The 19,838-nt window shown below is 72.1% G+C and carries 20 protein-coding genes; all 20 read right to left on the bottom strand.

The features are described from left to right. Positions 1-79 precede the first annotated feature (79 nt). Complete coding sequence (gene cls, locus ACWGO8_RS11655) at positions 80-1,555, bottom strand: cardiolipin synthase (RefSeq protein WP_452043209.1); 1,476 nt, start codon at positions 1,553-1,555, stop codon at positions 80-82. A 16-nt stretch (positions 1,556-1,571) separates the two neighbouring features. Continuing rightward, positions 1,572-1,748 (bottom strand): hypothetical protein, encoded by a 177-nt coding sequence (locus ACWGO8_RS11650; RefSeq protein ID WP_376953857.1) that lies wholly within the window; start codon positions 1,746-1,748, stop codon positions 1,572-1,574. Positions 1,749-1,902: 154 nt separating this feature from the next. Further along, positions 1,903-3,960 (bottom strand): PTS fructose transporter subunit IIABC, encoded by a 2,058-nt coding sequence (locus ACWGO8_RS11645; protein WP_452043208.1) that lies wholly within the window; start codon positions 3,958-3,960, stop codon positions 1,903-1,905. Between the two features lie 10 nt (positions 3,961-3,970). After that, positions 3,971-4,957: a 1-phosphofructokinase family hexose kinase gene (locus tag ACWGO8_RS11640; protein WP_452043207.1), complete on the bottom strand. Its 987-nt coding sequence runs from the start codon at positions 4,955-4,957 to the stop codon at positions 3,971-3,973. Continuing rightward, positions 4,954-5,748, bottom strand: coding sequence for a DeoR/GlpR family DNA-binding transcription regulator (locus ACWGO8_RS11635; protein WP_452043206.1), 795 nt, complete (start codon positions 5,746-5,748; stop codon positions 4,954-4,956). The genes ACWGO8_RS11640 and ACWGO8_RS11635 overlap by 4 nt, the downstream gene beginning before the upstream one ends. A gap of 407 nt (positions 5,749-6,155) precedes the next feature. After that, a complete protein-coding gene (locus ACWGO8_RS11630; RefSeq protein ID WP_452043205.1) occupies positions 6,156-6,305 on the bottom strand; it encodes a hypothetical protein in 150 nt (49 codons plus the stop codon). A gap of 13 nt (positions 6,306-6,318) precedes the next feature. Beyond that, on the bottom strand, positions 6,319-7,836 hold the full coding sequence (lysS, locus tag ACWGO8_RS11625; RefSeq protein WP_452043204.1) for a lysine--tRNA ligase: 1,518 nt from the start codon (positions 7,834-7,836) through the stop codon (positions 6,319-6,321). A gap of 74 nt (positions 7,837-7,910) precedes the next feature. Further along, the gene (gene panC / locus ACWGO8_RS11620; protein ID WP_452043203.1) at positions 7,911-8,780 is read right to left on the bottom strand and encodes a pantoate--beta-alanine ligase; all 870 of its coding nucleotides are present in this window, start codon (positions 8,778-8,780) and stop codon (positions 7,911-7,913) included. Next, positions 8,777-9,535, bottom strand: a complete 759-nt coding sequence (locus tag ACWGO8_RS11615) for a Rossmann-like and DUF2520 domain-containing protein (RefSeq protein ID WP_452043202.1) — start codon at positions 9,533-9,535, stop codon at positions 8,777-8,779. The genes panC and ACWGO8_RS11615 overlap by 4 nt, the downstream gene beginning before the upstream one ends. Continuing rightward, on the bottom strand, positions 9,525-11,210 hold the full coding sequence (locus ACWGO8_RS11610) for a PH domain-containing protein (protein ID WP_452043201.1): 1,686 nt from the start codon (positions 11,208-11,210) through the stop codon (positions 9,525-9,527). The genes ACWGO8_RS11615 and ACWGO8_RS11610 overlap by 11 nt, the downstream gene beginning before the upstream one ends. Before the next feature lie 16 nt (positions 11,211-11,226). Continuing rightward, on the bottom strand, positions 11,227-11,733 hold the full coding sequence (locus ACWGO8_RS11605) for a PH domain-containing protein (RefSeq protein ID WP_452043559.1): 507 nt from the start codon (positions 11,731-11,733) through the stop codon (positions 11,227-11,229). A gap of 175 nt (positions 11,734-11,908) precedes the next feature. Then, positions 11,909-12,382 (bottom strand): DUF3180 domain-containing protein, encoded by a 474-nt coding sequence (locus ACWGO8_RS11600; protein WP_376953847.1) that lies wholly within the window; start codon positions 12,380-12,382, stop codon positions 11,909-11,911. After that, positions 12,379-12,864 (bottom strand): 2-amino-4-hydroxy-6-hydroxymethyldihydropteridine diphosphokinase, encoded by a 486-nt coding sequence (folK, locus tag ACWGO8_RS11595; RefSeq protein ID WP_452043200.1) that lies wholly within the window; start codon positions 12,862-12,864, stop codon positions 12,379-12,381. Before folK ends, ACWGO8_RS11600 begins: the two co-directional genes overlap by 4 nt. Beyond that, entirely contained in the window at positions 12,861-13,232 is a 372-nt protein-coding gene (gene folB / locus ACWGO8_RS11590) for a dihydroneopterin aldolase (RefSeq protein ID WP_452043199.1), read from the bottom strand. Before folB ends, folK begins: the two co-directional genes overlap by 4 nt. Then, on the bottom strand, positions 13,225-14,016 hold the full coding sequence (folP, locus tag ACWGO8_RS11585; protein ID WP_452043558.1) for a dihydropteroate synthase: 792 nt from the start codon (positions 14,014-14,016) through the stop codon (positions 13,225-13,227). The genes folB and folP overlap by 8 nt, the downstream gene beginning before the upstream one ends. Before the next feature lie 19 nt (positions 14,017-14,035). After that, positions 14,036-14,632, bottom strand: coding sequence for a GTP cyclohydrolase I (gene folE, locus ACWGO8_RS11580; RefSeq protein WP_452043198.1), 597 nt, complete (start codon positions 14,630-14,632; stop codon positions 14,036-14,038). A gap of 25 nt (positions 14,633-14,657) precedes the next feature. Continuing rightward, positions 14,658-16,679, bottom strand: coding sequence for an ATP-dependent zinc metalloprotease FtsH (gene ftsH, locus ACWGO8_RS11575; protein ID WP_452043197.1), 2,022 nt, complete (start codon positions 16,677-16,679; stop codon positions 14,658-14,660). Positions 16,680-16,744: 65 nt separating this feature from the next. Next, on the bottom strand, positions 16,745-17,470 hold the full coding sequence (locus ACWGO8_RS11570) for a DUF2652 domain-containing protein (RefSeq protein ID WP_452043196.1): 726 nt from the start codon (positions 17,468-17,470) through the stop codon (positions 16,745-16,747). A gap of 45 nt (positions 17,471-17,515) precedes the next feature. Then, a complete protein-coding gene (locus tag ACWGO8_RS11565; protein ID WP_452043195.1) occupies positions 17,516-19,213 on the bottom strand; it encodes an MFS transporter in 1,698 nt (565 codons plus the stop codon). A 68-nt stretch (positions 19,214-19,281) separates the two neighbouring features. Continuing rightward, positions 19,282-19,833: a hypoxanthine phosphoribosyltransferase gene (gene hpt, locus ACWGO8_RS11560; RefSeq protein ID WP_452043194.1), complete on the bottom strand. Its 552-nt coding sequence runs from the start codon at positions 19,831-19,833 to the stop codon at positions 19,282-19,284. Positions 19,834-19,838 lie beyond the last annotated feature (5 nt).

The following is a 19,838-nucleotide window of genomic DNA, read 5'->3' as shown; positions in this document are numbered from 1 at the left end:
CCGTCGTGTCGAGGCTACGTGCGGGCGCATTACGCGCGTGTGTCGGAGGGCGCCGGGGCGCGGCATCCGTCGACCGCGGCTACTGCAGCGCGGAGGTGAGCCGGGCGAGGTTGTCGAGCACGGTCGAGCGGAGCGGCTGCGTGAGCCACTCGTCGAGCGTGAGCTCGCGGCTGTTCTCGCGGTAGCCGTTCTCGACGGCGCGCATGTCGCGCACGAACGAGGCGCCGCGCACGAGCAGCGACACCTCCATGTTGAGCTCGAAGGAGCGGATGTCCATGTTCGAGGAGCCGATGACCGCGACGTCGTCGTCGACGGAGAAGTGCTTCGAGTGCAGGATGTACGGCGCCTTGTAGAGGTAGATCCGCACGCCGGCCCGCAGCAGCGCCTCGTAGTACGACCGCTGCGCGTGGTACACGAGGGCCTGGTCGCCGATCTCCGAGACGAAGAGCTCCACGTGCACGCCGCGCTGCGTGGCACCGCTGATCGCACGGAGCATCGCCTCGTCGGGCACGAAGTACGGGCTCGTCAGGATGATGCGCTCGCGCGCCGCGTACATGAGCGCGAGGAAGAGCTTGAGGTTGTTCTCGTTCGTGTAGCCGGGCCCGCTCGGCACCACCTGGCAGTCGAGGTCCTGCGCCTCGCCCTCCTGGCCGAGCGGCACGATCTCGCGCATCGGCGCCTCGCCCGTCTCGAGGTACCAGTCGGTGGCGAAGATCGCCTCGAGGCCCGACACGATCGGTCCCTCGACGCGGACGACCAGCTCCTTCCACTTCAGGCCGCGGCGGATGTTCGCGCGCTTGTTGTAGGAGCGGTCGATGATGTTCTGCGAGCCCATGAAGCCGACCTCGCCGTCGACCACGAGGATCTTGCGGTGGTTGCGCAGGTCGGGTCGCTGGTAGCGGCCCTTCAGCGGCTGCACGGGCAGCATGAAGTGCCAGCGCACCTGCATCGCGTCGAGGCGCTTGAGCGTCTTGCGGTAGCCCTTCACCCGGATCGAGGCGATGTGGTCGAGGAGCACGCGCACCTCCACGCCCCGGGCCACCGCGTCGCCGAGCGCGTCGAAGAACCGGGCCGTCGTGTGGTCGTACGCGAAGATGTAGAACTCCACGTGGACGTAGCGCTGGGCCCGCTCGATCGCCTCGGTCATCGCGTCGAGCGAGCCCTGGTAGTCGCCGATCAGGCCGGCGCTGTTCGAGCCGATGAGCGGCATGGCGCCGAGCGTGCGGTTGAGGCGCACGACGCCGTCGAACCACGTCGGCCACGCGCGGCTGTCGCTGATGCGCTCGACGCCGTGGGTGGACTCGCGGATGTACTCGTCGACCTCGGCCTGCTTCTCGCGCCGCCGCTTGGGCAGCTTGGGATTGCCGATGAGCAGGAAGATCAGGCCGCCGAGCACCGGGAAGAAGAAGATGGCGAGCAGCCACGCCATGCCCGCGGTGGGACGGCGGTTCCGCGGCACGACGATGACCGCGATGATGCGGATGACGATGTCGACGAAGATGATCGCGCCGGCCACGAACGCCGCGAACTCGGGCGCTGAGATGTCGATCGTCATCCGGCGTGGCGTTCCGTCAGCCGGCCGGGTGCTCGCGCCCGAGCTTGGCTCGCTCCTCGGCTTCGATGCGGGCGTACGCCTTGCGCTCGCCGCGGTCGGCGCGGATGATCGCGCGCATCACGAACCAGAAGATCAGCCCGATGAGCACGGTCGGCGCCAGCGACCAGATCGCATTCGCCCAGAATTCGTCCATAGCCCTTCAAGGATACGGGGGTTTCCTCGGGTTCGTGCGACCGGATGCCGGGACGGGCCGCTTCCGGCGGTCGAGGAGCGCCCGGCGGAGCTGGACGCGCCTCGGAACCCGCCCCCACGCGGGGACGGGTTCCGAGAACTGCGAGCGGTGCGGGTCAGGCCGCGGCGACCGCCGCGGCCGGCACCGGCGCGGCCTCCTCGACCGCGACCGGGGCGCGACGCGCCCAGCGCTTCAGCGCGACGACGAGGAAGCCCATCACGATCGTGCCGGCGAGGATCGCGACGAGGAACATCCCGAAGTTGCCGATCGCGAAGAACACGAAGATGCCGCCGTGGGGCGCCTGCGAGGTGACCCCCGCGGCCATGCAGATGGCGCCGGCCGTCGCACCGCCGACCATCGACGAGGCGATCACGCGGAGCGGGTCTGCGGCCGCGAACGGGATCGCACCCTCGGAGATGAACGACAGGCCGAGCAGCCACGCGGCGACGCCGTTCTCGCGCTCGGGCTCGGTGAACATGTTGCGAGCGAGCACCGTCGACGCGAGCGCCATGCCGAGCGGCGGCACCATGCCCGCCGCCATGACGGCGGCCATGATCATCCAGGGCGCCTGGTTCTCGACGGATCCCGCGGCCAGACCGGTCACCGCGAACGCGTAGGCCACCTTGTTGACCGGACCACCGAGGTCGAAGCCCATCATCAGGCCGAGGATGGCCCCGAGCGCGATCGCGCTGACGCCCGTGAGGGAGTTCAGCCAATCGGTGAGCCCGGCCATCAGCGTCGCGATCGGAGCGCCGAGGATGAGGAGCAGCAGACCCGACGAGAAGAGCGACGCGAGCAGCGGGATGATGACCACGGGCATGAGGCCCGCGAGCCAGCGCGGCGGCCGGAGCCGACCGAGCCACATCGCCGCGGCACCGGCGAGCAGGCCGCCGACGAGGCCGCCGAGGAAGCCCGCGTTCAGGACGAGCGCGACCGAGCCGGCGACGAAGCCGGGGGCGATGCCCGGCCGATCCGCCATCGCATAGGCGATGTAGCCGGCGAGGGCCGGCACGAGGAACGCCATGGAGGCGGAGCCGATGATGATCAGCACCGATCCGAGGTATTCGGAGAGGCCGCCCGGCGGCAGGTTCCACAGCGCGTTGTTGAGCACCACGTCGGCGGCGTTGTCGCCGACCTGGTAGCCGCCGATCAGGAAGGCCAGCGCGATGAGCAGGCCGCCCGCCGCGACGAACGGGATCATGTAGCTGACGCCCGTGAGGAGCCACCGCTTGAGGTTGGCGCCGAATGACGCTCCGCCGACGGCGGTGGTCGCACCGGTCGGCGCTCCGCCCGCGGGCACGCGGGGGGCGTTCGGGTCGGATGCCGCGGCGAGCGCCTGCGCGACGAGCGCGTCGGGCTCGTCGATGCCGCGCTTGACGGGCACCTGCACGACCGGCTTGCCCGCGAACCGCGCCTTGTCGCGCACGTCGACGTCGACCGCGAAGATGACGGCATCGGCCGCGGCGATCACGGCGGGGTCGAGCGGCTTCGCGCCCGAGGAGCCCTGCGTCTCGACGTGGTACTCGACGCCCGCGCGCCCGGCCGCCGCGGCGAGCGCGTCGGCGGCCATGTAGGTGTGGGCGATGCCGGTCGGGCAGGCGGTCACCGCCACGATCGAACGGCGATCGGATGCCGCGGCGTCGGTCGGTGCGTCATCCGATGTCGCCGCGGCCGTGGTCGCTGCCGCAGCCGCGGCCGGCGCGGCATCCGCTGCCGGCTCGTCGTCGCCCCGGAGCGCACCCTGCACGATGCCGACGACCTCGTCGGGCGTGGCGGCGCTGCGCAGGGAGGCGACGAAGTCCTCCTTCATGAGCGAGCGGGCGAGCGTCGAGAGGAGCGCGAGGTGGTCCTGCGCGGCGGTGTCGGGCGCCGCGATGAGGAACACCAGGTCGGCGTCCTCTCCCTCGTCGAACTCGACGGGGCGCGCGAGGCGGGCGACCGCGAGGCTCGCCTGCTTCACCGCGGGCGACTTCGCGTGCGGGATGGCCATCCCGCCGGGGAGGCCGGTGGGCGCCTGCTCCTCTCGCTTCCACGCGTCGGCGAAGAGGGCCTCGGCGTCGGTGGCGCGGCCGCTCTCGGCGACCCGGGCGGCCAGCGCGCGGATCACGCCGGACTTCTCGGGCCCGAGGTCGGCATCCAGCACGACCAGGCCCGGTTCGATGATGTCGGACATGGGGTTCTCCTTACTGCCGGTCGCCGACCGGCTGGCCGGCGACCTCGGTGACGACGACCCGGGCCGGGTCGACCTGGTCTCGGGTGGGAACCGCGCTGCCCGGGAGGGCGACGGCGGCGGCGCCGGAGGCCACGGCGCGGGCGAGCGCGTCGGCGGGCGACGCACCCTCCACCGCGGCGACGAGGAAGCCCGCGAGCGAGCAGTCACCCGCCCCGACGGTGCTCCGCGGCACGACGCGGGGGGCCCGCGCGAACCAGGCGTGGTCCTCGGTCACGATGGCGGCGCCCTCGGCGCCGAGTGTGACGAGGCTCGCGCGGACCCGCTCCACGGGGATCGAGCGCGCGAGGTCGATGGCCTCGTCGGGGCCGGCCTCGAGGGCGGCCTCGTCCGAAGAGCCGGTGAGCTCGGCGAGCTCCTCGGCGTTGGGCTTGATGAGGTCGACGCCGACGCCGGACTCGACGAGCGCGGCGAGTGCCGCGCCCGAGGTGTCGACCGCGATGCGCGAGGCGGCGGCGCCAACGCGCTCGGCTGCGGCGCGAGCGGCCTCGACGACGCGGACGTAGAAGTCGTCGGGCGCCCCGGGCGGCAGCGAGCCGGCGAGCACCAGCCAGTCGGCGCCGACGGATGCCGCGGCGGTCGCGTCGACGAGACGCGCTTGCGCGTCGGCGTCGAGCTCGGGGCCGGGTTCGTTGACCTTCGTGGTCACGCCCGCGGCATCCACGATGGTGAGGTTCGTCCGCACGGCGCCGTCGATCGGCACCGCGCGGTGGGGCACGCCCTCGGCGGCGAGCGCGGCGAGGAACGCGTCACCCGCGCCGGCCGGCAGCACGGCGATCGAGTCGACGCCCGACGCGCGCAGCGCCCGCGTGACGTTGACGCCCTTGCCGCCCGGGTCCTGCCGCGTGCTCGTGGCGCGCTGCACGGCGCCGGGCTCCAGCGCCTCGGCGAGCTCCACGGTGCGGTCGAGCGACGGGTTGGCCGTCAGCGTGACGATCATGCGAGCACCACCTGGACGTCGGCGTCGGCGAGGGCCTCGGCGAGCTCCGGCGGCGGCGCGGCATCCGTGATCAGCGTGTCGAGCTCGTCGAGGCACGCGAACCGCACGAGCGACTCGGCGTCGAGCTTCGACGAGTCGGCCAGCACGACGACGCGGCGGGCCGCATGCACCATGGCGGCCTTCGCGGCGGCCTCGGTCTCGTCGGGCGTGGACAGCCCGAACGCGGCGCTCACGCCGTTGGCGCCGACGAAGGCGAGGTCGGGACGGATGTCGCTGAGCTGGGCGATCGTCGTCGGGCCGACGGCCGCGCCCGTGATGCCGCGCACCGCGCCGCCGAGGCTGCGCAGCTGGAGGTGCGGGTTGCCGGCGCTGTGCAGGCGAGCGGCGAGCGGGATCGAGTTCGTGGAGACGTCGAGCGTCGCACCGGGCACGTCGGGCTCCCATTCCTCGAGGAGCTCGGCGAGCCGGCCCGTGGTGCTGCCGGAGTCGATCAGCACCGAGCCGCGGAACGTCGGGGGGATGAGGGCGAGGGCCGCCCTGGCGATCGCGTCCTTCGCGGCGGCGTTGCGGCCGAGGCGCTCGGCGAGCGAGGTCTCTGCGAGGGTCGACTGGTCGGCGGGGACCGCGCCGCCGTGGACGCGGCGGAGGCGGCCGGCCTCCTCGAGGGCGTCGAGGTCGCGGCGGATCGTCTCGGTCGTGACGCCGAAGTCGCGTGCGAGGCCCGCGACGGAGACGCGGCCGACGACCTCGAGCGTGTCGGCGATCTGCTGGTGTCGCTCCGTCGCGTACATGAGGCCCGTCCTCCGGTCTGCGTCTGCCTGTGGTTCCGCCGCCGGTCTGTCGCCGTCGACGTGTTATGAGCAATATTCACACACAAACCAACAGAAAGCAACACATTCACAGATTTCTGTGCAGACGGATGCCGCGGGCCGGCGTTCACCGGCGGCTCGCGCCGCGCCCCAGACGCCCACCACCGGGCCGAATGCAGGAAGAACCCGGGCCGGTCCCGCTCGTCGCAGGCCAGAAGACGGCGTTTCGGAGAGTCCTTCCTGCATCGCGGCGGGCGGCAGGAGTGATCGTCCATGGCCGGGGACGACGAAGGCCCGATCCGCGTGGGATCGGGCCTTCGGGAGTTCGCGTGTTGGAGCGAGTGGGTTTCGAGACGGCCCTGGCGGGCCTCCTCAACCCGCGGAGAGGGTCAGCCGCCGTTGATGATGCCCCAGATGCCCGAGCCGAGCAGGTAGAGGCCGACCCCGGCGACGACGATCCAGATCACGATGCGTGCGTTCGACGGGCGCTTCGGATCGGGGTCGGGCTCGAGTTCCTTCTTGGGGAGGTAATCGTTCATGCGCGGCATCCGTTCACTTGACGAGGGGGAAGAGGATGGTCTCGCGGATGCCGAGCCCGGTGACCGCCATGAGGAGGCGGTCGATGCCCATGCCCATGCCGCCCGACGGCGGCATGCCGTACTCGAGCGCCCGCAGGAACTCCTCGTCGAGGCGCATCGCCTCGGGGTCGCCGCCGGCGGCGAGCTTCGCCTGCTCGACGAAGCGCTCGCGCTGCACGACCGGGTCGACGAGCTCGGAGTATCCCGTGGCGAGCTCGAAGCCGCGCACGTAGAGGTCCCACTTCTCGACGACGCCGGGGATCGACCGGTGCGCGCGGACCAGCGGCGACGTGTCGAGCGGGAAGTCCATGACGAACGTCGGCCGCTCGAGGGAGCCCTTCACGTGGTGCTCCCACAGCTCCTCGACGTACTTGCCGGGCAGCGGGTGGTCGATCTCGATGCCCTCGGCGTCGGCGAGCTCCGTGAGCCGCGACATCGGGGTCTCGGCGGTGATCTCCTCCCCCACCACCTCCGAGAGCGTGCCGTACATCGAGATGCGGTCCCACTCGCCGCCGAGGTCGAACTCGGTGCCGTCCGCCCAGGTCACGACGTGCGAGCCGCTCGTGGCCACCGCGGCATCCTGGATCAGCTGCTGGGTGAGCGACGCCATGGTGTTGTAGTCGCCGTAGGCCTCGTAGGCCTCGAGCATCGCGAACTCGGGGCTGTGCGTGGAGTCGGCGCCCTCGTTGCGGAAGTTGCGGTTGATCTCGTACACCCGCTCGATGCCGCCGACGACGGCGCGCTTCAGGTAGAGCTCGGGTGCGATGCGCAGGTACAGCTCGGTGTCGAACGCGTTCGAGCGGGTCACGAACGGGCGAGCGGATGCCCCGCCGTGCATGATCTGGAGCATGGGGGTCTCGACCTCGATGAAGCCGAGCGCGTCGAACGTGCGCCGCAGGCTCGCGTTGACCTTCGCGCGGTCGACGACGTTGCGGCGCGCCTGCTCGCGCGCGATCAGGTCGAGGTAGCGGCTGCGCACGCGGGTCTCCTCGGAGAGCTCGTTGTGCAGGTTCGGCAGCGGCAGGATCGCCTTCGACGCGATGCGCCAGTCCCTCACCATGATCGACAGCTCGCCGCGGCGGCTCGTGATGACCTCGCCCGACACGAACACGTGGTCGCCGAGGTCGACGAGCTCCTTCCAGTCGGCGAGCGACTCCTCGCCCACCTCGGCGAGCGACACCATCGCCTGGATGCGGCTGCCGTCGCCCGACTGCAGGGTCGCGAAGCAGAGCTTGCCGGTGTTGCGCGAGTAGACGATGCGGCCGGCGAGGCCCACCTGCTGCCCGCTCGCCTCGTCGACGCCGAGGCCGACGAAGCGGTCGCGCACCTCGGGGATGGTCGCCGTGATGGGCAGGCGCACCGGGTAGGCGCCGAGTCCGAGGTCGTCGGATGCCGCGATGAGCCGCTCGCGCTTGGCGAGCCGCACGGCCTTCTGCTCCGAGATCTCCTCGGCGGTGGGCTCGGCTGCGGCTTCCGTGGTGGTTTCGGCCATCGTTCACTCTCGGTTCGCGGAAATGTGCGTGCCCAAGCCTACTCAGCCGTGGCTCCGAGGTTCGTGGCAGTCGATCAGCCGCCGACCTCGACGAACGCGTTGTCGATCAGGCGGGTCGAGCCGACGATCGCGGCGACGAGCACGAGGGCCCGCCCGCGGTAGTCCTCGCCGACGGGCAGGAACGTGTCGGGATCGACGACGACGAGGTAGTCGAGGTTCACGCCGTCGTGGTCGCCGAACGCGGCCACGCCCTCGGCGAGCAGTTCCGAGGGGCCGTCGGATGCCGCGGCATCCGCGGCTCGCAGCGACTCGGCCAGCACGAGGGCGGCCTGCCGCTGGGTCTCGTCGAGGTAGCGGTTGCGGCTCGAGAGGGCGAGTCCGTCGTGCTCGCGCACGGTCGGCACGACCTCGACGCGCAGCGGCATGTCGAGCTCGGCGACCATGCGCGTGACGAGGAAGACCTGCTGGGCGTCCTTCTGGCCGAACAGGGCGACGTCGGGCTGCGCGATGTTGAAGAGCTTCGCGACGACGGTGAGCACGCCGTCGAAGTGCCCGGGGCGCGACGCGCCCTCGTACTGCGAGCCCACCGGCCCGGCCTGCACTGTCGTGCCGCCGCGTCCGTTCGGGTACATCTCGTCGACGGCGGGGGCGAAGACGGCGTCGACGCCGAGCGCGTCGAGCGCAGCGAGGTCGGCGTCGAACGTGCGCGGGTAGCGATCGAGGTCCTCGCCGGCGCCGAACTGCAGCGGGTTGACGAAGATCGAGACGACGACGAGGTCGGCGAGCTCGCGGGCGCGTCGCACGAGCGCGAAGTGGCCGTCGTGGAGGGCGCCCATGGTGGGCACGAGCGCGACGCGCGCACCCGCTGCACGTCGCCGGGCGACGAGCTCGCGGAGCTCCGCGATCGTGGGCACCGTGCGGATGCCCGAAGCCGCCTCGGTCACGAGCCACCTCCCAGTGGCCGGTCGGTGCCGGCCTCGTCGATCGTACCGGTCCCGTCGAGGTACGGTCCGGGGTCGTGCCGCGAGAGCGCGTTCTCGACGGCGCTGCGCACGAGCGGGGCGAGCACGGCGCCGGGGCGCGCGACGCCGATGCCGTCGAGGAGTCCGCTCGCCTGGTCGACGATGGCGCTCGAGAAGGATGCCGCGGTGTCGATCGCCTCGGCGTAGGCCGGGCGGTCGGCCTCGGCCACGACGAACGGCTCCCCGCCCATCTCGACGACGAGCGCCTGCCCGATGGGCAGCACCGGCGCGGGCGCGGTGACGGCGAACCACGTGCCGGCGAGGCGTGCGAGGTCGATGCTCGTGCCCGTGAACGCCATCGCGGGGTGCACCGCGAGGGGGATCGCGCCCGCACGGCGCGCGGGGTCGAGCACGCCGGTCCCGAATCTCGCGGCGGTGTGCAGCACGAGCTGGCCGGGCTGCCACACGCCCGCGTCGGCGAGCCCCGACACGAGTCCCTCGAGCTCGGTCTCGGGCACCGCGAGCAGCACGAGCTCGCTGCGCTCCACGATCTCGGGGATCGGCAGGACGGGCACCGCGGGCAGCATCGCCGCGGCGCGTTCGCGGCTCGCCTCGGAGACCGCCGCGATGCCGGTGACGGCGTGGCCGGCGCCGGCGAGCGCGGCCGTGAGCACGGCGCCCACGCGACCGGCGCCGATCGCTCCGACGCCGAGTCGGCCGGATCGCTCAGCGGGCATCGGCGGACTCCGGTCGCGCGGCCAGGGCGCCGGCGGCGCCCCAGTGGTGGGAGGTGTCGCGCGCGGCGCGATCCACGGCCTCGGCGGCGAGCCGCTCGAACAGCCCGTCGGCGTTCTCGCGGTCGGCGACCGGGAGCGTCGCGTACACGGGCCCCGCGACCGTGTGGATGCGCACGGCGGCGAGCCGCAGCACCCGCTTCACCGGACCGACGTGGATGGCCACCGATTGCATGCGAGCGAGCGGCGCGAGCGTGAGGCTGCGCAGCAGCCAGCCGCGACGGATGAGCGCGACGCCGTCGACGACGTTCCAGCCGATGCGCCGCCACGAGAACGGGCGCAGCCATGCGGCACGGCGGGGCGTGCGCGAGAACCCGTCGCCGTCGCGTCCGATGAGGCCGGCGTCGACGAACGCGTCGACGGATGCCGCGGCGTCGGGCAGGAGCAGGGCGAGCACGCGGTGCACGTCGGCGACGGTGCCGACGGGGAGCACGAGCGTGCGCTGCGCGGCGTCGTTGCCCGCGCTGACGGACTGGCCGGCGACGTTGATGCGGATCGACCACCAGCCGAAGGGCCGCCAGAGGATCCACTGCTGCGCCTCGATCGCGTGGATGCGCCCCGGCGGGATCGTCTGGTTTCCCGTCGAGAGCAGTCCGTGGCCGATGCGCACGCCGTCGGGCGTGCCGGCGATCGAGTACCGCAGCGACTTCGTGATGCGCGACCACAGGTAGCTGACGAGACCGATCGCAGCGGGCACGAACGAGAACAGCACCCAGAGCTGGCCCGTCGAGACGCCGATCACGATGATCGCGACGAGGATGATCGCCCAGACCGTCGAGCCGCCGAGCAGCGTCGAGCCGATCACGCGGCCGAACGGCAGGTGCACCACCGACTCGGGCGGCGCGAGGTTCGGGTCGAGCTCGGGTGCGAGGAACTCGTCGACGCGGTGCCCGATCACGGCCGACACCGCGCTGCGGCCGTTGGCCGGGGGTGCGGATGCCACGGGCGCACCCGGCGCGGCCGCGGCATCGATCGGGCCCGGGGCATCCGTCGCCTTCGCGGCCTGTGCTGCCGCCTTCTCGGCGCGTGCGCCCGACGCGAGCCGCAGCACGTCGGCACGGAGGCCGTCGGCGAGCGCGGACCCGAGGTACGAGAGCTGCACGTTGCCCGACTGGCCGGCGACCGAGATCTCGAGCTTGGCGGTGCCGAACAAGCGGGCGAACACCGGACGGTTCACGTTGATGCCCTGGATGCGGTCGAGCCGGGCGCTGCGGTGCGACCGGAACAGGAGGCCGCTGCGCACCTCGACCGCCTCGTTCGTGACGCGGAACGTGTGCATGCGCCACGACAGCCAGAAGCCGATGATGACGAGCACGATCACGACGGCGACACCCGCGATCGCCCAGCCCACGAGGCCGCGGTTGACGATGCCGCCGATCGGGTCGTTCGCCCAGTCGCCCTGCCAGCGCTCGAACTCGCCCTCGAAGTCGTCGCCGAGGTCGGGCGCGAAGATCACGATGAACATGTCGACGAGCCGCTCGCGAAGGTTCGCGATGATGAAGCCGAGCACGGCGATGAACACGAGGCCGCCGCGCAGCAGCGGGCTCGCCGGATGCAGCCGGTGCCACTCGCCGTCGGCGAGGTTCGTCACCGGCTGGGGCCGGACGGGTGCGGTCACGATGCGCTCCCCGCCCTCACAGCCCGGCCCGGCGGGTCTCGGCGAGCGCCACGAGCTCGTCGCGCAGCCGGTCGGCCTCCTCCATCGGGAGGCCGGGCACGGTCACGGCCGTGGCCGCCGCGGCCGTCACGAACTTGAGGTCGGCGAGTCCGAGCGCCCTGGCCACCGGACCGCGCGTGATGTCGACGAGCTGCATCCGCCCGTAGGGCACGGCGACCTGACGCTGGAACATGATGCCGCGCCTGAAGACGAGGTCGTCCTCACGCAGGCGGTAGCCGATCGAGCGCACGCGGCGAGGCTCGAGGGCGATGCCGATGAGCGAGATGACGCCGATCACGATCGCGCCCCACAGCGCCCACCACATGCCCCAGAGGGCGTAGGCGACGAGCAGGCCGCCGACGAAGACGACCATGCCGATGAGCGAGCCGACGACCTCGACCACGACGTACTTCGGGGAGACGCGGAGCCAGCCGGAGTCCTTGGGGGCGGTCGGCGCGGCCGGGGGCTCCAGTGCCGACGGCACCGCGGGCGCGGGCGCGCCGGGCGACGCAGCCGCGGCCGCCGCCCCCGCGACATCCGACGCGAAGACCGGCGCGGATGCGGCATCCGCCCCCTGCGTCGTCGGCGTCTCGGGCTCGGCGTCGGGGCCCGGCACCACGCCCTCGCCCGGCTCGAAGCGGCCCGCGTCGTCGCGGATCTCAGGCATGCGCGTGCTCTTCCTTCTCGGGTTCGGTGTCGTCGGGCGGGAGGGTGCAGAAGGCCTCGGCGATGAGGCCGGCGGCGAGCAGCAGGCCGGCGCCGATCGCGGTGGCGAGCGCGAGCCAGATCGTGTCGGCCGGCGGCACGACGCTGCGCGTGAGGAGGAACAGCGTGATGCCGATGCCGAACCCGAGCACCAGCGACCCGCTGAGGCTGCACGCCTTCGCGAGCACGGCCGTGCGCATCGCGCGGAACGGGTCGAGGTGCTTCGTGGCCTTGCCCTTGACCGCACGGCGGATCGGCCAGGCGAAGGCGACGACGAGCGCGGCGACGCCGACGAGCGTGATCGGCAGCGAGAGCGGCGGGACGATCGCGTTGCCGCCGCCCGACACGATGGCGAGGTCGATGAGGTAGCCGCCGACCGCGCCGGCGAGCACGAACGCGATGACGGTCGAGGCGTGCGTGCGCTTCATCGCCGCACCACCTCGTCGTGCGCCGCCGCGCGCAGCTCGGCGACGGGACCGCGGCCGGGGATCACGGCGTCGGGGTCGACGTCGAGCCACGGCTGCAGCACGAACGCTCGCTGCCACGCACGCGGGTGCGGCAGCTCGAGCTGCTCGTCGGACGACACCGCGCCGCCGAAGTCGATGAGGTCGAGGTCGAGCGTGCGGTCGCCCCAGTGCTCGGTGCGAACCCGGCCGTGCTCGTGCTCGAGGCCCTGCAGCACGTCGAGCAGCGCGTGCGCATCGAGGGGAGTCTCGACGACGACCACGCCGTTGAGGTACCCGGGCGCGTCGTGGTCGACGCCGGAGTCCTTGATCGCGGGCGTCTCGTAGACGGGCGAGACGGCCACCAGCTCGACGCCCGGCGTCTCGGCGAGGCCGCGCACGGCGGCGTCGATCGTGGCCTCGCGTTCGCCGAGGTTCGCCCCGAACGCGATGACGGCGCGGGTCATGCGCGGCTCCGCACGATGGTGACGGCGACGTCGTCGAACGGCACGGAGATGGGCGCCTCTGGCTTGTGCACCGTGACCTCCACCTCCTCGACCGCCGGATACGCGAGCGCAACGGCGGCGACGCGCTCGGCAACGGTCTCGATGAGGTCGACCGGGTCGCGACGCACCGCGTCGGCCACCGCCTCGGCGAGCTCGCCGTAGTGCACGGTGCGGGCGAGGTCGTCGCCGGATGCCGCGCCCGCGAGGTCGACCGCGACGGCCACGTCGATCACGAACTCCTGGCCCTGCTCGCGCTCGAAGTCGAAGACGCCGTGGTGCGCGCGGACGCGCACGCCGGTGAGGGTGATGCGGTCGGGGGTCCTAGCCACGTCGTCCACTCTGCCACGCCCCGAGGACGTCGAGCGCGCGGCGCGTGCCGCGCACGTCGTGGACGCGCACGCCCCAGGCGCCGGCCTGCGCCGAGAGGGCGCTCACGACCGCCGTGGGCAGGTCGCGATCCTCCATCGGCGCATCGTCGGGCAGCAGCGCTCCGATGAAGCGCTTGCGGGAGGCGCCGACGAGGATCGGCAGCCCCAGCTCGCCGAGCACGTCGAGCCGGCCGAGCAGCTCCCAGTTCTGCGCGCCGCGCTTCGCGAAGCCGAGGCCCGGGTCGAGGATGATGCGCTCGCGCGCGACGCCGGCGTCGGCGAGCGCGTCGACGCGCGCCGCGAGCTCGTCGCGCACCTCCGCGGCGACGTCGCCGTACTCGGCGAGCGCGTCCATGCGGTCGGAGTGCCCGCGCCAGTGCATCGCGACGTAGTGCACGCCCGTCTCGGCCACGATCGGGGCCATCGCGGCATCCGCGAGCCCGGCCGAGACGTCGTTGATGATCTCGGCGCCCGCCTCGACGGCGGCCAGGGCGGTCGCCGCGCGCATGGTGTCGACGCTGACCCGGATGCCGCGACCGGCGAGCTCGCGAACGACGGGGACGACCCGGCGCAGCTCCTCCTCGGGCTCGACGCGCGCGGCGCCCGGTCGCGTGGACTCGCCGCCGACGTCGAGCACGTCGGCGCCGTCGGCCACGAGGTCGAGCCCGTGCGCGATGGCGGCATCGGCGTCGAACCACAGCCCGCCGTCGCTGAAGGAGTCGGGCGTGACGTTGACGACGCCCATGATCAGGGTCGAGGCCCCGTCAGCCACGTTCGACGGATCCGATCAGCGCGATGATCTCGGCGCGCGCGGCCGGCTCGCCGAGCGCGCCCCGGCTCGCGATGGTGATCGTCGAGCTGCGCTCCTGCCGGGAGCCGCGGGTGGTGACGCAGCGGTGCTGCGCGTCGAGCACCACGAGCACGCCCTTGGGGTCGAGGCCGGCCTCGAGCGTGTCGGCGATCTCCTCGGCGAGCCGCTCCTGCAGCTGCGGACGTGCGGCGAGCGTCTCGATGACCGCGGGGATGCGCCCGAGCCCGACGACACGGTCGCGCGGCAGGTACGCGACGTGCGCGGTGCCGACGAAGGGCAGCAGGTGGTGCTCGCACACCGAGCGGAAGGCGATGTCGCGCAGTACGACCGCGTCGGACGTGGCGGGCACGCCCGCCTCGGTGTCGCCGAGCGGCACCGTGTCGGCCAGGTGCGTCAGCGGGTCGACCGCGAGGCCGCCGAAGAAGTCGGCGTAGGCCTCGGCGACCCGCTGCGGCGTGCGCTCGAGCCCCGGACGCTCGGGGTCCTCGCCGATCGCGAGCAGGATCTCGTGCACGGCGCGCTCGATGCGCCCGGTGTCGACACCGGCCATGGCACCCCCTCTTCGGGTCGGTCGGCTAGGCCGTCGCGGGTCGCGGGTTCGACCGCGGCGCGCGCGCCCCGGCCGGCTCCTCGACCGGAGTCTGGCCCGAGTCGACGCCGCCGTCGACGGCGCCCTGGTCGATCGGCATCTTCTCCTCGGCGGGGAACGCGATCGGCGGGCGGTCGGAGACGGGGCGACGGTCGCTCGACAGCCAGAGGGGGCGCTCGGGGAGCCGCTTCACGTCCTTGAAGATCTCGGCGATCTGGTTGTGGTCGAGCGTCTCGTGCTCGAGCAGCTCTGCCGCGAGCTTGTCGAGGATGTCGCGGTTGTCGTTGAGCACCTGCCACGCCTCGTCGTGCGCCTGCTCGATGAGCATGCGCACCTCGCCGTCGACCTTCTCGGCGATCTCCTCGGAGTAGTCGCGCTGGTGGCCCATGTCACGGCCGAGGAAGACCTCGCCCTGCGACTGGCCGAGCTTCACGGCGCCGACGTTCGCCGACATTCCGTATTCGGTGACCATCTTGCGCGCGGTGGCCGTGGCCTTCTCGATGTCGTTCGACGCGCCGGTCGAGGGGTCGTGGAACACGATCTCCTCGGCGACGCGACCGCCCATCGCATAGGTGAGCTGGTCGAGCAGCTCGTTGCGGGTGATCGAGTACTTGTCCTCCAGCGGGAGCACCATCGTGTAGCCGAGGGCCCGGCCGCGCGGCAGGATCGTGATCTTCGTGACGGGGTCGGTGTAGTTCATCGCCGCCGCCGCGAGCGCGTGTCCGCCCTCGTGGTAGGCCGTGATGAGCTTCTCCTTGTTCTTCATCACGCGGGTGCGGCGCTGCGGGCCGGCGATCACGCGGTCGACGGCCTCGTCGAGGGCGCGGTTGTCGATGAGCTGCGCGTTCGAGCGCGCCGTGAGCAGCGCGGCCTCGTTGAGCACGTTCGCGAGGTCGGCGCCCGTGAAGCCCGGCGTCTTGCGCGCGAGCACCTCGAGGTCGACGCCCTTCGCGAGCGGCTTGCCCTTCGAGTGGACCTCGAGGATCCTCTGGCGGCCCTTGAGGTCGGGCGCGTCGACGCCGATCTGGCGGTCGAAGCGGCCCGGGCGCAGCAGGGCCGGGTCGAGGATGTCGGGGCGGTTCGTCGCCGCGATGAGGATGACGTTGGTCTTCGGGTCGAAGCCGTCCATCTCGACGAGCAGCTGGTTGAGCGTCTGCTCGCGCTCGTCGTGGCCGCCGCCGAGGCCGGCACCACGGTGTCGACCGACGGCGTCGATCTCGTCGACGAAGATGATGGCCGGCGCGTTCTGCTTGGCCTGGTCGAAGAGGTCGCGCACGCGGCTCGCGCCGACGCCGACGAACATCTCGACGAAGTCGGAACCCGAGATGGAGTAGAAGGGCACGCCCGCCTCACCCGCGACCGCGCGGGCGAGGAGCGTCTTGCCCGTTCCGGGAGGACCGTAGAGCAGCACGCCCTTGGGGATGCGCGCGCCGACGGCCTGGAACTTCGCCGGCTCCTTCAGGAACTCCTTGATCTCCTGGAGCTCCTCGATCGCCTCGTCGGCGCCCGCCACGTCGTCGAACGTGACCTTCGGGCTCTCCTTCGTGACGAGCTTGGCCTTCGACTTGCCGAACTGCATGACGCGGTTGCCGCCGCCCTGCATGCCCGAGAGCATGATCCAGAAGAAGAGGCCGATGAGCACCAGCGGCAGCAGGATGCCGAGCATCGACAGGAACCAGTTCGGCTGCGGCACCTCGTCGTTGAAGCCGTCGGACGGGTTCGCCGTGTCGACGGCGTTGACGACGTCTTCACCACGAGGCGTGACGTAGTAGAACTGCACCTGCTTGCCGAGCTCGTCGTCGGCCTGCTTCAGGGTGAGGTCCACGCGGTTCTCGCCGTCGACGATCTTGACCGACGAGACCTTGTCGTCCTTCAGGAGCTCGAGGCCCTTCTGGGTCGACACCTCGCGGAACCCCGAGGCGGTGATGAGGCTCGATCCGATCCACACGGCGACGATCGCGAGCAGGATGTAGATGATCGGCCCGCGCAGGATCTTCTTCATGTTCATGGTCCTGCAAGGCTACCCCGGTGGTGCTGGGCACCGGCTCCCTGTTCGCTGAAAGCGCGCAGGGCCTAGGAGTCGGGCCGATCGGATGTCTCGTACCGCGTGCGCCGCAGGCCGATCATCGCCGGCAGCCCCTTGCCGGCGGCGACTGCGGTGCGCGAGAGGCGGCCCGGCCACGACGGCGGCGCCAGCGGGGGGAGCGGATCCTCGAGGTCGCCGACGTCGACGAAGAACGCGCGCACGGTGCCGAAGCCCTCGAGGTCGGGCGCGACCTCCTGCACGGGCTGGCGCACCGAATCGGCGCCGGTGCGGTAGAGGTCCTCGGAGAGCAGGACGTACTCGGGGATGCCGACGGGGTTCTTCAGCAGGCGGTGCACGAGGATGACGTCGATCCCGACGAGCTTGATGCGGTCGCGGATCGTCTGGGTGGCGACGTCGCCGACGTGGGCCACGAACTTGAGCTTGAGGTCGGCGGCCCCCTTGCAGCCGGTGCACGGGCAGAGGTTCGCGGCGACGTACTGCCGTTCCTCGTGGAAGGCGCGATGCATGGCGACGGCTGCGTCGAGGATCGCGGCGATCGCCGTCTCGGCGTCGCCGTTCTCGGCCTGCCGGGACAGGAAGGCCGCGTCGCCCTCGATCTCGATGAGGTCGAAGCCCGGGGCGGCGTCGATCATCTTCTCGAGCATGCGCGCCGTGTTCACTTCGGCGTGGGCGAGGCTCATCCGGTGCGTGCTCATGTACTCGGTGTAGCCGCCGATGTCGGCGATCAGGAGGACCGCCCGCCCCGAATCCATGCCTCACCTTCGCATCTCTGGGTTCGCATCTCAACAGGTCGGGCGTCAGGCCGGGGGCGACGGGTCGCCGGATGCCTCGTCGGGCTCGGGCGAGTACCGCTCGAGCTCCGCGTCGACGGCCAGCTCCGCCTCGCGCGCGCTCGGGGTGTAGCCGACCACGACGGGGAGGAACTGGTCGGACCGGAGCATCCGGAGTTCGAGCGGGCTCGACGCGACCACCGTCGCGGTGCGCGGCGTGCGCCGCAGGAGTGCGATCTCGCCGAAGCCCTCGCCGGGGCCGAGCGTCGCGACCACGCGACCGCCGCCCACGACCTCGGCCTGGCCCGACTCGATCACGTAGTAGCGGTCGCCGACGTCGCCCTGCGAGAACACGGTCGCGCCCGCGGGCACCTCCGCGGGCTCGAGCCCGCGTGCGAGCTGCTCGATCGAGGGCAGGGGGAGCGGCGCGAGCATGGGCACGCTCCTGAGCAGTGCGACATCCGCGTCCAGGTCGTCGACCGAGCGATCGAGGCTCCGCAGTCGACGCAACGACAGCACCGCGAGCACGGGGCACACCAGCCCGATCACGATGAGCGCGGCCTGGATCCCGAACCACTCGACCAGTGCCGACGCGACGACGGCACCGATCCCGATGAACACCGCGACGAGGCTCTCGAGCACGCCGAAGACCCGGGCCAGGACCTCGTCGGGTGCCATCCGGGCGATCAGGGTGAACCCGGCGATGTCGATGAGGGCGTTGCCGACGCCGACGAACGACAGGATGACCAACGCGGCCGCCTGCTGGGGGAAGACGCCCACAAGGGCGATGGGGAGGCCCCAGAGGGCGACCCCGACGGCGAACCACGCACCGAGCCGACCGGTGCCGACGAGGAGCGAGGCGCCGAGCGATCCGAGCACGGCGCCGACCCCGACCGCGGTCATCAGGGTGCCGACGCCGGGCTCGCCGGTGCGGAGCAGCTCGATCGCGACCACCACGGAGAACACGGTGAGCGCGCCTCGCGTGAGGGCCTGCGCCGACGCGAGTCCGAGGATCAGCAGCAGGTCGCGGTTCCGCGCGACCGCCCGCACCCCTTCGACGGCCTCCTTGGCCAGGTTCGGACGACTCGGCGCCGGCGGGCGCGGAGGGGCTTCGTACCGGAGCCCCAACAGGAGGGCGGCCGCACCGAACGACGCGGCTGCCGCGACCGCGAACACGACGTCCACCCCCGTGAACTGGAGCAGCACCGCAGCGACCAGTGGACCCACGAGCGTGGCTGCGGAGTCGAGCAGCCCGCGGACCATGTTGGCGCTGGCGAGCTCGTAGCCGGTGCGGCACAGCGACGGCAGCAGCGCGGAGTGCGCCGGGCGGTACAGCGTGGCGGCGATGGTCGACACGACGGCGAGGGCGTAGATCACCGCAGCCGGACCCGACACCGCGACGACGACCGCGGCGACCGCCGTCGCGGCCCCCCGGACGATGGACACCAGGATGAGGACCCGCTCACGGCGCCCTCGGTCGGCGATCGGCGACAGCAGCGGCGCGAAGATCGCGGACGGCACCATGCGCAGCAGGCCCACGAGTCCCACGGCCACCGCGCCGCCGTCGCGGTAGGCGACGATCCCGAGCGCGACCGTGAACGCCCACTCGGCGGTCCAGGCGCCGAGGAAGCTCAGCTGCGCACGGCGGAGATTCGGGTTGATCCAGTTGCTCGCGAAGGCAGCACCGGCGTCGCGCAGTCTGCCGCGGCGCCCACCCTGGCCCATGGGGACGACTCTATGGCCGGAGGCTTCGGGTCTCCAGAGGCTCGTCCGGGGGACGCTCAGCCCGCGCGTCAGCTGTACACGTGCGCCGCGAGGATCGCGACGTCGCGCAGGTTCCGGTACCGCTCGGCGTAGTCGAGCCCGTAACCCACCACGAACTGGTTCGGGATGTCGAAGCCGAGGTACTTGACGGTCACCTCGACCTTCGCGGCATCCGGCTTGCGAAGGAGTGCGCAGATCTCGACCGACTCGGCGCCGCGGGACTCGAGGTTGCCGAGCAGCCAGCTGAGCGTGAGGCCCGAGTCGATGATGTCCTCGACGATGAGCACGTGACGCCCGGTGAGGTCGGTGTCGAGGTCCTTGACGATGCGCACGACGCCGCTCGACTGCGTGCCGGCGCCGTACGACGAGACCGCCATCCAGTCCATCTCGACGTGCGGGCGCAGCTCGCGCGCCAGGTCGGCCATGACCATGACGGCGCCCTTCAGCACCCCGACGAGGAGCAGGTCGCGGCCCTCGTAGTCGGCCTCGATGCGGCGGGCGAGCTCGGCGAGCTTCGCACGGATCTCGTCTTCGGTGACGAGCACCTCGGTCAGGTCGCCGTCGATCTCGCGCGCGTCCATGCCTG

Source organism: Agromyces sp. NPDC055661 (genome assembly GCF_053618135.1).
Note: the sequence above shows the minus strand (reverse complement) of the source record. Positions and strands in the feature narration are given on the sequence as shown.